11 protein-coding genes are annotated in these 13,063 nt (G+C 37.2%); 2 read left to right on the top strand and 9 right to left on the bottom strand.

Annotated features, from left to right (window positions below; translation table 11 throughout):
- Positions 1-3 precede the first annotated feature (3 nt).
- Entirely contained in the window at positions 4-888 is an 885-nt protein-coding gene (locus X953_RS14315) for a gluconate 2-dehydrogenase subunit 3 family protein (RefSeq protein WP_084715706.1), read from the bottom strand.
- A 219-nt stretch (positions 889-1,107) separates the two neighbouring features.
- On the opposite strand from X953_RS14315, the gene guaC reads away from it, so the two are divergent.
- Together guaC and X953_RS14305 are read left to right on the top strand one after the other, a co-directional pair.
- A complete protein-coding gene (guaC, locus tag X953_RS14310) occupies positions 1,108-2,091 on the top strand; it encodes a GMP reductase (RefSeq protein ID WP_040956198.1) in 984 nt (327 codons plus the stop codon).
- An 836-nt stretch (positions 2,092-2,927) separates the two neighbouring features.
- On the top strand, positions 2,928-3,965 hold the full coding sequence (locus X953_RS14305) for a lactonase family protein (protein WP_040956197.1): 1,038 nt from the start codon (positions 2,928-2,930) through the stop codon (positions 3,963-3,965).
- Positions 3,966-4,017: 52 nt separating this feature from the next.
- On the opposite strand, the gene X953_RS14300 is transcribed toward X953_RS14305, so the two are convergent.
- The 8 genes from X953_RS14300 to X953_RS14265 all read right to left on the bottom strand — a co-directional run bounded on the left by X953_RS14300 (position 4,018) and on the right by X953_RS14265 (position 12,726).
- Complete coding sequence (locus tag X953_RS14300; protein WP_040956196.1) at positions 4,018-5,283, bottom strand: MFS transporter; 1,266 nt, start codon at positions 5,281-5,283, stop codon at positions 4,018-4,020.
- A 271-nt stretch (positions 5,284-5,554) separates the two neighbouring features.
- Positions 5,555-6,832 (bottom strand): MFS transporter, encoded by a 1,278-nt coding sequence (locus tag X953_RS14295; RefSeq protein WP_040956195.1) that lies wholly within the window; start codon positions 6,830-6,832, stop codon positions 5,555-5,557.
- Between the two features lie 237 nt (positions 6,833-7,069).
- Entirely contained in the window at positions 7,070-7,900 is an 831-nt protein-coding gene (fetB, locus tag X953_RS14290; RefSeq protein ID WP_052350143.1) for an iron export ABC transporter permease subunit FetB, read from the bottom strand.
- On the bottom strand, positions 7,897-8,538 hold the full coding sequence (locus X953_RS14285) for an ATP-binding cassette domain-containing protein (RefSeq protein WP_040956194.1): 642 nt from the start codon (positions 8,536-8,538) through the stop codon (positions 7,897-7,899). The genes fetB and X953_RS14285 overlap by 4 nt, the downstream gene beginning before the upstream one ends.
- A gap of 173 nt (positions 8,539-8,711) precedes the next feature.
- Positions 8,712-9,512, bottom strand: a complete 801-nt coding sequence (pdxK, locus tag X953_RS14280) for a pyridoxine/pyridoxal/pyridoxamine kinase (protein WP_040956193.1) — start codon at positions 9,510-9,512, stop codon at positions 8,712-8,714.
- Between the two features lie 230 nt (positions 9,513-9,742).
- Positions 9,743-10,948, bottom strand: coding sequence for an MFS transporter (locus X953_RS14275; protein ID WP_040956192.1), 1,206 nt, complete (start codon positions 10,946-10,948; stop codon positions 9,743-9,745).
- Positions 10,945-11,376, bottom strand: coding sequence for a MarR family winged helix-turn-helix transcriptional regulator (locus X953_RS14270; protein ID WP_040956191.1), 432 nt, complete (start codon positions 11,374-11,376; stop codon positions 10,945-10,947). The genes X953_RS14275 and X953_RS14270 overlap by 4 nt, the downstream gene beginning before the upstream one ends.
- Before the next feature lie 201 nt (positions 11,377-11,577).
- Complete coding sequence (locus tag X953_RS14265) at positions 11,578-12,726, bottom strand: AI-2E family transporter (RefSeq protein WP_052350142.1); 1,149 nt, start codon at positions 12,724-12,726, stop codon at positions 11,578-11,580.
- Between the last annotated feature and the right edge of the window lie 337 nt (positions 12,727-13,063).

Raw genomic sequence — 13,063 nt, 5'->3', positions numbered from 1 at the left:
AGTTTAGTGTCCTTGATAATTGTTTAAGCTAATTGGATCCAATTTAGCGAACTCATCTTTTTCGATAACGTTTGTATAGGAAGCTTGTGCCCCAGGGAATTCCTTCATTTTCCAGCCAGCCATATTTCGATTGCCCCCATATAACGGATCTGAATAAGCACCCTCCAGTGTTGCCAGTCGTAAAAGTATGAAGAAATTTTCGGAGGCGACACCCTTCATTTTAATTTTCCCTGATTCCATATCTTGGAGTAGTTCAATTTGTTGCTCTTCTTCAGCTTCATTAAATACCACTTTGAACCTTTTTTGACTTTCCGTATTTAACCGACGTATTCCTTGTAAGAAGATTTCTCTTCTCATCAGACGGGATTGATCACGTTGTAATTCTGTTTCAGGCTTATTATCCGCCCCTTGTGCGCCCTGTTGGTTTGGAGGAAGTTTTTCATCACTTTTCCCTCTCATACTCTCCACTTGATCATATTTAATGAAAGGCGCATGTCGGTAATCTCTTGCATTCATTCCCCACGGGCCTGCCAGTTGTTTATCAATAAAATAGGGAACACCAAGGCCAATTGCCCCAGGTCCGTTATCATCCTCAGGATAAATTCGCTCCGTAGCAGCTTCTAATACTTTAAAATCTTCCAATCGACTAAAGAATTGCCTTGCTTCCTGATAATTATTAGCTGTTTCCTGTTGGGAATCTGTTTTAGGTGGGGTTTCCGTAGCAAATTGATTGGTAAGCAAGCTTCCTAGCAAAGAGCCACCAACTACACCTCCAGCTACCATTCCTGTATTTTTTAGAAATCGGCGACGACTAGGGTCGTGTAAATTAGAAGTTGGGTCGGTAGTAGTTTTGCCATTATTACCTTTATCAGAATGCTTGTCTGACATCTTCTTACCTCCTTAATAGTTTAATAATATAGGTAGTCTTATCTTTACCATTAAATATAAATTTATAACTACTTCCTTGTACAAACGGCTTTTCCACACGAATCCGCTTTCAAAAATTCAAACAAACACATTGACAACCTTAGGAAAATAAGGTAAATTAAAAAAGTCGAATGTTTTTATAGATATTAAAAATAAAGTTCGGTTTTAGGAGTGTTATGAATGGAAAAAGTTTTTGATTATGAAGATATTCAATTAATTCCACGAAAATGTGTGGTAAATAGTAGGTCAGAGTGTGATACAACTGTTAAACTGGGTGGATATACTTTTAAGTTGCCTGTTGTACCAGCAAATATGCAAACAATTATTGATGAAAATATAGCTGTAAATCTAGCTGAAAATGGTTACTTTTATATCATGCATCGCTTTCAACCGGAAACGAGAGTAGCATTTATAAAAGATATGCAAGCAAAGAACCTAATTGCTTCAATTAGTGTTGGTGTTAAGGAAGAAGAATATGCATTTATTACAGAACTAGCAGAACAACAGCTTGTCCCAGAATTTATTACTATTGACATTGCCCATGGGCATTCAAATGCAGTAATTAATATGATTCAGCATATCAAAAATCATTTACCTAAGAGCTTTGTTATTGCAGGTAATGTTGGTACACCGGAAGCGGTATGGGAACTGGAACATGCCGGCGCTGATGCCACAAAAGTAGGAATAGGACCAGGTAAGGTTTGTATTACTAAGATAAAGACTGGTTTTGGCACTGGTGGATGGCAATTGGCAGCAGTTAGATGGTGTGCAAAAGCAGCTACAAAACCAATTATTGCTGATGGTGGAATTCGTACACATGGTGATATTGCAAAATCAGTTCGATTTGGTGCAACAATGGTAATGATCGGATCTTTATTTGCCGGTCATGAAGAATCACCTGGACAAACGATTGAGAAGGACGGAAAGTTATATAAAGAATATTTCGGTTCTGCATCTGAGCACCAAAAAGGCGAGAAGAAGAATGTAGAGGGTAAAAAGATGTATGTAGATCATAAAGGGCCATTAAAAGATACACTAATTGAAATGGAACAAGATCTTCAATCCTCTATCTCGTACGCCGGTGGAACAGACTTAGAGGCAATTCGCAGAGTAGATTACGCGATTGTGAAAAACTCTATTTTTAATGGAGATAAGGTATATTAATAACTATACTGAAACAGGCTGGCATAGCACAGCCTGTTTTTTTAGGTCGAAAATATAAGGGAAAGCATTGCAGTAATTCGCAAAATGGATAAACTGCGAACTAACTTGTGTTGGATATTAAAATTAGATTTTTGCAGGAAAGCTCGCTGAAATAATGAATCTGGTCACACCACCGCTACGGAAAATACTGCGCTTTTCGGGGGCGGCTGATGAGCCTCCTCATGCTACCGCATTCCGGGGTCTCACCTATGCCTCATCTCCCCCAGAAGTCTCCGTATTTTCCTCCGCTTAATTTTACTTTTTCAGCAATAATGACTTTAGCATTAAGTGTAAAAGCTTACTTAACATCTTCTAGTACAAGTGAAAAGCTATTCGGCATTTAAAATTTTAAAGCAGATATAAATTGATTGGAGTGGAATGCGGCGACTCCTGCCGGAATAGCATGAGCTGAAGACCCTGCACGGAGCGTAGCGGAGGAAGCGGCTGAAGCCATGCCGGCGGAAAGCGTCCGCATGCAACGGAAATCAATGGGGCAATTCTCCTCAAATATTTCACTGAGCTTTTCATCAATAAAGTTACGTCGCAGTTTCCTCCAGCTACGAAAAAAATAGAATATAGAAAATACGTCTATGTCGCGACATTTGAATATTAGATAGTCCTTCATTATCAAGAAGAGACAAATAGTTCCGTTTAGTAATTATAATAGGTAGATAGTGACATGGAAGATAATATTTCTGAAAAGGATACCTGATTCCTAAAACATACAAGATGCTGTCATTAGAAATCAATGCTATACTCAACAAAAGAATATCACTCAAGAAAGGATGTCAAAATAAATGGGAAAAATATTTTTTGGTTATACAGGTACATACACCCGTAAGACAAGTGAAGGTATTTATCGATTTTCACTCAATACAGAGACAGGTGAACTACGTGGACCTGAGCTCACAGCTAGCGTAGGCAGTCCAACCTATTTAACTATAGTTCCAGAGAAAGATAGGCTTTATTCCGTTGCGCAAGATAATGAAATGGGCGGCGTGCGCGGATATGTAATTAATAGGCAAACTGGAAATCTAGATGAAATAAATGGACAGCTTGTGGAAGGTGCTCCACCATGTCATTTGGATTTTGGTGAAAATGGCCTTGTAACAGGTAATTACCACAAAGGTACAGTAGGATTACATGCAGTAAACGAAGCTGGCGAGCTAGATCAAGGGGAGTTCATAAAGCATGAAGGAAGTGGCCCGCATGAACGACAAGAAAAGCCGCACGTTCACTTTACCGGTTATACCCCGGAAGGTAACTATATTGTTGTTGCTGATCTTGGCACAGACCAATTGGTAACTTATCGGAAGAGTGAAGAAGGGCTAGAGCATGTGTCTACATTGAAAGTAAATCCAGGAAGCGGTCCCCGTCATATCGCATTTCATCCTGACGGTAAGCATGCTTATCTATTGACAGAGCTTAGCTCAGAAGTACTCGTACTTAACTATGATTCAAACACAGGAACATTTTCAGTAAAACAATCCATTAAAGCAATTCCAACTGACTTTAAAGAAACAAATGATGCAAGTGCCATTCATATCACAACAGATGGTAAATTTCTTTATACAGGAAACAGAGGTCATAATAGTGTTGCAGCATTCCAAATAGATTCACAAACAAAAGAGCTTTCACTTATCGAATTGGTACCATCTGGAGGAGAATGGCCGCGTGATTTCGTGTTGAGTCCTTGTGAGAATTATCTCGTGGTGTCCAATCAGCATTCAGGTAATCTTGTACTTTTTGAGAGAGATACAGAAACAGGAAGATTGTGGAAAACAAATTCGCAAATAGATGTACCTGAAGTAGTGTGTGTAAAATTTCTATTCTAAAAAATAAAAGACTGCATATGGAGCAATCCACATGCAGTCTGATTTTTATAATTTAATTCCAGAGACCTTGATCTTCAAGTTTTTTCTTTCCATTAAAGGCAATAATGATGGCGATTATATTTACAATAAACATGCCGATAATCGCATATAATACAGCAGTATAACTTCCAGTGAAATCATATGCGTAACCATATACAGGTAATGCTATGATAGAAGCTACTGCTAATCCTAACGAAGCAGTCGCATAAATTTGACTGTATTCCTTATTACCGAATAAGGCAGTGGTAAGGGTTGGAGCCAAGGTACCAATGGAAGAAGCCATAAACCCAAGAATAACAGCGGCAACACTGATAATCAATGTGCTTTCTGCGAAAAACAAAAACATGATAACCGAAACAATTCCAAGTACCATTGCCAAAAGCGATGTATTTTTTGCTCCTAGCTTGTCACTAAGGAACCCTAATACTAATGCACCAACTAATACACCAATCATGTAAACCCCCATGATGTTCCCGGCAAACGTAACACTGTACCCTTGATTTGTAAGGTATGTTGGAATATGAATAGAGAAACTGGCAATTGCTGTAATGAGGAAGAAGAACACCGCCAATGCATAAAAAGCAGATGATTTCTTTGCAACAGCCATAGTTACTCCCTTATCTTCTATTTCTTCATTAGAAGGATTTCCTTCTGAACCAGTAGAAGCTGCACCATATGGAAGTAAACCTTTTTCCTTTGGTGAGTTTCTTAAGATTAATAAGATAATAGGTACTACAACGACAATGACAGCAAGACCTACATATATATATGCACTGCTCCAGCCTTGATTAGCGATCAAACCACCAACAACCGGTTGGGCAATAGCACCTACTGCACCACCGGCAGCCCCCATGATACCAAGAGCGAGTCCATTACTTTTCTTAAACCACTGATTGATTAATACCGGACCTGCAATAACGGTAATAAATACACCACCTACAGCTAAAGGAATTGATAATATGTACCAGCCCCATACAGATCGCATCAAACCGAAGGCTGCAAAAGCACCGGCTTGAAGTATAATAGCGATAGTTAATAGTATACGTGTATTGTATTTCGCCATCATTTTACCGCCAATAGGTAGGAAGATTAGTGTAACGATAGAGGAAATACTTAAGTATAATGTTAAGCTTCCCATTCCGATATCTAAATCTTTAGCTACTGGAGGCAGATACAATCCGGCTGAATTGTTTAGTGCGCCTTTACCTAGACCAACCATAACACATAGACCAATTAATATTAGCCATGCGTAATGGAATTTACTTTTTGTCTTACTCATATATACCCCTGCTTTCTCCTAAAATGAAAATGTCCTGCTACACAATGCCCCGACCCAGATTTATTATTCTTCTTATTGAAGTATCAAAATTCAAATTGTTTAGGACTTTATAGTTTAATAGTTTATATTTTAACATTAAACTATTTTGCTTCTCGATAATATAAAAAAATAGGGACAATGTCAAGATATTTTAAACAAAGCCGTCGAAATATGGCAATTAAAATTAAAATGGCACAAAGATAAAATAATATCTTTGTGCCAAAAGTATTAGTTAGTTCCATAAGCCAGCTTTCTTCAACTTTTCCGTACCTTTAAATGCAATAAGAATTAATAATATGTTGATCCCCATCATAACTATAATTCCAATTAAAACAGGGGTGTAGCTTCCCAGAAAATCAAAAATATAGCCATACAATGGTAGGGCAATAATGGAAGCCACGGCTAATCCTAAAGAAGCAGTAGAATAGATCACACTGTAATTCTTGCTGCCAAAAAGACTTGTAGTAAGTGCTGGAGCCATCGTACTAATGGCGTTGGAAGCAACAAATCCAAACAGAATAACAGCGATTGTTATTAATACAGCATTACCAGTAATAAAGGTTAGGATAGAGACAGCTATCATGCCTAGTATCATAGCAGAAATAGCGGTTTTCTTTGAACCGATTTTGTCAACGAAGAAGCCAATGGCTAAAGCTCCAAACAACACTCCAAGCATATAACCGCCCATTACATTTCCTGCAAAAGTCACGCTGTAGCCCTGATTAATAATATATGTTGGGATATGTACAGTAAAACTTGCAATCGATGTAACTAGAAAGAAGAAGATAGCAAGTGCGTAAAAAGCGGATGATTTTTTTGCATCTGCCATAGAAACTCCTGTATCTGCTATTACTTCCACAGGTGAATCACCTTTAATTTCATTTGCTAAGACTTCTTTAGCACCATATGGAGAAATACCAATAGCATGTGGTGACTTCTTAAATAATAGGACAATAACAGGAATCGAAATAACTATTGCAGCCCCGCCCAAAGCGATATAAGCAAATCTCCACCCTTGGTCAGCTATCATATTTCCTACAGCAGGCTGTGCAAGAGCTCCTAAAGCACCACCTGATGCACCTAGAATTCCTAGTGCAAGTCCATTCTTTTTCTTGAACCATTGATTAATGAGAACAGGGCCAACAATTACTGTGGTAAAAACTCCCCCAATAGCTAAAGGCACTGCAAATATATACCAGCCCCATATTGAACTCATAAAACCAAATGCAACAAATGCGCCTGCTTGTAGAATAATTGCTGTTACTAATACAACTCTCGTGTCATACTTTGCCATTAATTTTCCGCCAATAGGTAGAAATACCATCGTAATAACAGCAGCCACACTTAAGTAAAGAGTCAGATTTCCCATACCGATATCCAGATCTTTAGCTACAGGGCTTAAGTATAATCCGGCAGAACCGTTAAGCGCTCCTTTTCCTAATCCGACAACAATACAGAGTCCAATTAAGACCCACCAAGAATAATGAAATAAACCTTTCTTTTTCCCCATCTTTCTACCCCCGAAGTTCTTCTATTTATTTGTTGATCTGACTCAGCTACACGCTTTTCATTATTGTCTAGTTGTTGTTGTAGCAGAATTAAATTGTTACGTCAAGAACTTCTAGATCATACAAAAATAATGACAGCCTGTCAATTTAAATTTGAGAATAAATGTAGAAATTTGTCGATCGGGAAATGTGGAATTTGTTATAAAAGTAGCGATCATATTCTTTTCAAAATAATTTTCTTATTGAAACTCCACCGGCTTTTCACTCTTTGAAAGACTTCGTTTTGATAGCAAGAACTGTTTTTGTTCATTAAAAAATGATTTGTAGGCCAAATGAAGAAAAATCAGCACCGTAATAGATACAGTACCTGCGACACCCAGCATGACAGCAATTTGGTATTTTACTGCGGTAACAGGCTGTTGACCTGCAATGATTTGTCCTGTCATCATGCCTGGAAGAAATACAATTCCCATACCGACCATTGCATTAATCGTCGGTAGCATAGCAGAATCGAATGCCTCGTTAACAATAGATTTAGCAGCTTGTTTTGGCGAAGCACCTAGCATTAATGCGCCTTCCACTTTATCCTGTTGATCACGCATTCCATGAATTAGATTATTAACGCCAAGCGCTACACCTGTCATTGTTTTTCCTATAATCATGCCACCAATAGGTATGAAAATTCGTGGATCATACCAAGGATCCAATTGAAGAACAACTAGCATCATATAGGTTAAACTAACACTTATTCCTATAATCATAGCCAATGCTATCATTTTCTTTAGAGGTAGCTGAATGGTTGCTTTTGTCCTCTGATAAACATTGAAAATAGCAAATCCAAGCATAAATAAAATAATTCCTATCGTAAGCAATGGATGCGGATGATCAAAGATATAAATGAGGATATAGCCTACAAGAATGAGCTGTAACGTCATCCTTAATGTGGAGACAATAATTAACTTTTTACGCGGAATTTTCTTTATGCGTACAATTGCCAAGATGATGATGATAAATAGATAAGCGGAAACAACCTGCCAAAAAACTAAGTCCATTGCCTCACTATTATTCATTTTTTCCCTCCTTTCACATTGTAGCTGTACATGTCCATTTCAATTATTTTATCAGCATACTTCTTTGCTAGGTCTTGATCATGGGTTACCATAATGATCTGCTTATCATGGTTTTTTGAAAAATTGATTACTTTTCCTAATACATGCTCAGCTGTTTTATCATCAAGGGCAGAAGAAGGTTCATCAAGTAAATACACTTCGGCACTATCCATTAGCAATACCCTGCCAAGAGCTAAGCGTTGTTTCTCTCCACCAGAGAGCTCACTGGCATTCGTATGTAGATTTTTGTCTAATTGCAGCATCTCCAGCATTTTTAGCAAATCTTCCTCTGCAGGTCGCTTCTGACCACTAAACTCATGACCGATCACCAAGTTATCATAAATTGTCCCATCAAAAATTACCGGTGTTTGAGGTACCATCACGACTTTTTGTCGAAGTTCGATCGGATCCGTATCCGACAACGATTTATCCCTATAATAAATGTTACCCTTTGATGGTGCATCAAGGTTATTAAGTAACCTGAGGAAGGTGGATTTGCCGCTACCGCTTTGTCCGACAATACTTGTCACTTGTGTATCGATTTTTACATGTTCTATTCCGAAAATGGAATCTACTTCTAGGTCTACTATTTCAAACAAGTTGCTTATCTCCTTTCAATTTTTACACATAAAACAGAATACATCTTATTCTATACCCCAAGGGTAGGGTTTTAATCTTGTATTTAACAAACTGTATGAGATGAATGGAATGATTGCAATATAAAAAAAGCTTGGCACGTACTCATGCCAAGTCTTTAATTATTTTCTATTTTTTATTGATTATATGCACCGTGCTTAACAGGGCCAACAAACTCATTAAGCTTCCAACCATGTTTAATCGCTTCATACACAAAATCTTTAGCTGTCTCCACAGATTCTTTTACAGACTTTCCAAGTGCAAGATTAGATGTAATAGCTGCTGCAAACGTACAACCAGCTCCATGGTTGTAGAGTGTGTCGATCTTCTCGTTTTCTAACCAACTAAAATCTTTTCCGTCATAAAAAAGGTCTACGGCTTTATCATGTTCCAAAGCTTTTCCGCCTTTTATGACAACATTTTTCGCGCCTAGTTCATAAATTTTCACGGCAGCATCTTTCATTCCGTCCATTGTTTTAATTGGACCTGTGCGAGCTAATTGACCAGCTTCAAATAAGTTTGGTGTAATAATATCAGCACGCGGGAGAAGTAGCTCACGCATTGCATCTGTGTTCTCCGGCTGTAATACTTCATCTTCTCCTTTACAAACCATAACGGGATCAATTACCACATTTTCCAAGTTATGTTCATCTATTTTTCTGGCGCCAAGCTCGATAATCTCTACAGACCCAAGCATACCTGTTTTCATTGCATCTACGCCAACGGATAAAATTGTATTCAGCTGTTTTTCCACGATTTCTACATCAATTGGATATACACCATGGCTCCAATTGTTATCTGGATCCATTGTCACAATAGATGTCAAGGCATTCATGCCATATACACCGTGTTCCTGAAATGTTTTTAAGTCAGCCTGTATGCCTGCTCCACCACTAGAATCAGATCCAGCAAGTGTTAATGTTTTTTTCATTGTCATGTGATAGCCCCCTTTAGCATGTGGTAAAGTATAATTTGTACCATGTTAATAGGATATAATAAAAATAATAAGAAAAAAAGAAATAAAGACTGAAAATTTCTTGTTTACATATATTACCTTTTATAAGAAGTAAGTGTGTATTTCTTTTTAATTAGTAGGATCACAAAAAATATTGTTTTAATGTGTATTAGAACTTGGCTGAAGTCCATAACGAACCTCAGCCATGTTGATTAATGCTCTGCCACAGTTTTGTGAGTTATGTTTTGTTTTTTATTGGCTTTTGTATAATAAAAATTAAATAAAATAGCTGTTAAAACGACTAATGCTGCACAAATTAAATAAAGGTTTTGAAAGCCAAAGCCTGCAACTACGGCTCCCCATATAAAAGAACCTAAAGCAATGCCGGCGTCATACAGCATGAAAAAAGTAGCTGTTGCATGGCCACTACGACTGGGGGAAGCAGTCTGAATGGACATGGTTTGAAAACTTGGCAGCAATGTACCGTAGCCCAACCCAATTAATCCAGCAGCAACTAACAGCAATAAAGCTGTTTGTGTGTAACTAAGTACGATAAGACCAACTGCAAATATAAGAAGACAAGGGATAATCACAACACGTGGCCCTTTTGTATCAAATGCTCTACCCAAAGAAGGTCTGGAAAGGATCATAACCACTGCAAAGACAAGAAAAAAGAAGCTTGCAGCAGAAGCAAGTCCGAGAGAATCAGCGTATACAGAGATAAACGATATAATGCTGGCATAAGATAGTGACACAATACTGCTGATTAAGGCAATTGGTATCGCTTTTACTTCAACTAGTTGATGGATGGAGAAACTTTTAGCAGGTTTACCATCCATATTTTCAGTGCCTGAAGATACTTGAACAAGCATAGAACAGACTACGCCTGAAAGCATGATGACACTAAGAATAATAAAAACTGTTTGAAAGGAAACAAATTGAAGTAAAGATAGACCAATAAAAGGTCCCACAACTACTGCAAGGTTCATTGCCATAGCGAAATATCCCAGTCCTGCACCTTTGCGGGAAGCCGGAATAATATCAGCTGCAATAGCTCCGGTAGCGGTTGTAATTATCCCAAAAGATAAACCATGAAAGAAACGAATAATTAATAGTGGTGTAAGACTGTCCACCCAGATGTATAGAAAGGTAGTAGCAGTAAAAATGAAAACACTTCCTACCAATCCTTTTTTCTTCCCGATCTTATCCAATAGGTTAGCTGAAAATGGTCGTACAATAATTGCTGCGATCAACATGACAGTAACAATCAGACCGCCCTCAGCCTCTGAACCACCTAAATTGTTAATAACATAAATTGGTAGTGTAGTAAGTAGTAAATAAAACGCAATAAATACTAAAAATTGTGTTAGAGAAATACTTATAAAGCTTTTTGTCCAGATTCTTGGTTGATTGTTCATTCTTCCGACGCTCCTGTGTTTGTCATTTTTTGTAATAGATAATATAGTTGTTTCTTTTCCTGCTCTGATAATTGAGCAAGCATATCGTGATCAAATTGATCCATTGTTTGGCGTAATGCTGCATATTCGATTTTAGCTTTGTCTGTTAATTCAATGACACGCTCTCTTTTATCCTTACCAGGTTTTCGAATAAGCCAGCCGTTTTTTTCCATACGTGAGACGGTTCTTGTTATTGTGGGTGCTTCTGTATGAAGGTATTTCCAAATTTCGGTTTGCGTCATTGGACCAAAACGATTAAGACAGAAAATAACGGACCATTGAGAAGAATATAAATTATGTTCCTGTAAACGATAATTCATTTCTTTATTCAGCTGGCGATATTGTTGATTAAATAAGTGAATAATTTCCCAGTTATCCAAGCTGCTCATACATACACTCCTTAATTATTTACCTAGGTAAATAAATGATTTAACTATCTTAACATACCAGGACATTTATTTCTATGTATTGTTCTTTAAAGGATGATAATAAAGGTGAATTTCAAAAACACATAAAAAGTCGATTTCATACGAACTTATAAAATTCGTATAAAATCGACTTTTCCACTTACAAACCACCTGTTCTAGGCGTTATTTATATGTCCCGTATTTATCACCGTAATATTCATTATGTCTTCCTTTAAGTTTCTGAAACATGTGGACAACAATAACTTTAAGAATCGCATAGCCTGGAATACCAAGTATTACTCCAATTAATCCAAATAAATTTCCAGCTACCAGAAGAATCAGAATGATAGTAAGTGGATGAATATGCATATTTCTCCCCATTACGTTTGGTGTTATGAAATGTCCTTCGAAAAATTGTACAGCTGCCCAAACAATTATCATTTTGACAAGCATAAAAGGTGAATTGACAATTGCGATAATAATTGCCGGCGAAATGGCAATCATAGGCCCCAAATAGGGAACAACACTCGTAACAGCTGCAATAATTGCCAGTGTAATCGCATACGGAAGCCCAATGATTAAATAACCTATAAATAATAAAACACCAATACATGTTGCCACGATGATTTGTCCTTGAATATATGTCCCTACTTGCCTATCCATGTTTATTAAAATCTGATTTGCATCGTTTCTAAATTGAGGAGGAAGCAATTTCAGGGTGTGTTCCTTAAAGCGGTCGCCATCTTTTAATAAGAAAAAAAGAACAAAAGGGAAGGTGATTATAGCAATTACAACCTGAGTTATTGTACTTGCAACATTACGAATGCCTTCCATGGCTCCACCAAAATAGTTACTGATCTTGCTTGGTAATTCACTAAGATTTGCTGTGACCCATTGATATGCATCATCGTAATACGGCGCGAGAAATGAGTGCGAAATCCAAGACTTTATTCCATTGCCCATTTCCTTTAAATACTTAGGCAGTTCCACAGCTAATTCCTTAATTTGTGACTGTATTGCTGGTGCAGTTAATAGAATGATGCCTGTTAGTAACCCACTTATTCCAAGCAAAATAATTATAATGGCACCCAAGCGGTTAATGCGTAACTTTTCTAGTAAATGAATAATCGGTTTCACTAAATAATAGGCAATGAGCGCTAAAATAATCGGTGCTGCGAGTGTAGAAATTATGACCAGTAATGGATGGAAAATAAACGAAACTTTGTCATAAATATAAATAGTTATTCCAAGCAGGAAAAGGACGAGTAATCCAAACAGTAAGTCTCTTCCACCAAGAAATTTTATAAAACGAGTGTTAAAAAATGATTTCATGTGACTCTCCTTTATTATTATTTAATATAAAATTGAGTTATCACAGTCCCGCTAGGTTTATCATTGCTAGACAGGTGCTTGAACGTTGGTTTGAAAATTATCTTGCTCCAACTCTTATAATAACTATATCATGGTTACATATGGGGCAGGTGAAAATTAGAAAGGTAGCGAAAACTCCAAATAAGTAATCGATAATTTGCAAACCTTCTCTTAGGTCTCTCCTTTATATTTCCTGGGGATATATGAACTAAACATAAATATTAGATTTTATCTCACATGTTGTAGGATAAAAAATAATACATTTACTACACAGTAGGAGTAAAGTGCGAACTAAATA

Origin of the sequence: Virgibacillus sp. SK37 (assembly GCF_000725285.1) — a bacterium.
Lineage (GTDB): Bacteria > Bacillota > Bacilli > Bacillales > Amphibacillaceae > Virgibacillus_Q.
The sequence above is the reverse complement of the archived record's forward strand: the minus strand, read 5'-3'. Positions and strand labels throughout refer to the sequence as shown.

What these genes read in the sequence shown, in the direction of transcription:
- X953_RS14295 (WP_040956195.1), bottom strand. Translation starts at nt 6,832, where the DNA reads ATGGGGAAAAAGAAAGGTTTATTTCATTATTCTTGGTGGGTCTTAATT.
- X953_RS14270 (WP_040956191.1), bottom strand. Translation starts at nt 11,376, where the DNA reads ATGAGCAGCTTGGATAACTGGGAAATTATTCACTTATTTAATCAACAA.
- X953_RS14275 (WP_040956192.1), bottom strand. Translation starts at nt 10,948, where the DNA reads ATGAACAATCAACCAAGAATCTGGACAAAAAGCTTTATAAGTATTTCT.
- X953_RS14315 (WP_084715706.1), bottom strand. Translation starts at nt 888, where the DNA reads ATGTCAGACAAGCATTCTGATAAAGGTAATAATGGCAAAACTACTACC.
- X953_RS14305 (WP_040956197.1), top strand. Translation starts at nt 2,928, where the DNA reads ATGGGAAAAATATTTTTTGGTTATACAGGTACATACACCCGTAAGACA.
- X953_RS14265 (WP_052350142.1), bottom strand. Translation starts at nt 12,726, where the DNA reads ATGAAATCATTTTTTAACACTCGTTTTATAAAATTTCTTGGTGGAAGA.
- pdxK (WP_040956193.1), bottom strand. Translation starts at nt 9,512, where the DNA reads ATGACAATGAAAAAAACATTAACACTTGCTGGATCTGATTCTAGTGGT.
- X953_RS14300 (WP_040956196.1), bottom strand. Translation starts at nt 5,283, where the DNA reads ATGAGTAAGACAAAAAGTAAATTCCATTACGCATGGCTAATATTAATT.
- fetB (WP_052350143.1), bottom strand. Translation starts at nt 7,900, where the DNA reads ATGAATAATAGTGAGGCAATGGACTTAGTTTTTTGGCAGGTTGTTTCC.
- guaC (WP_040956198.1), top strand. Translation starts at nt 1,108, where the DNA reads ATGGAAAAAGTTTTTGATTATGAAGATATTCAATTAATTCCACGAAAA.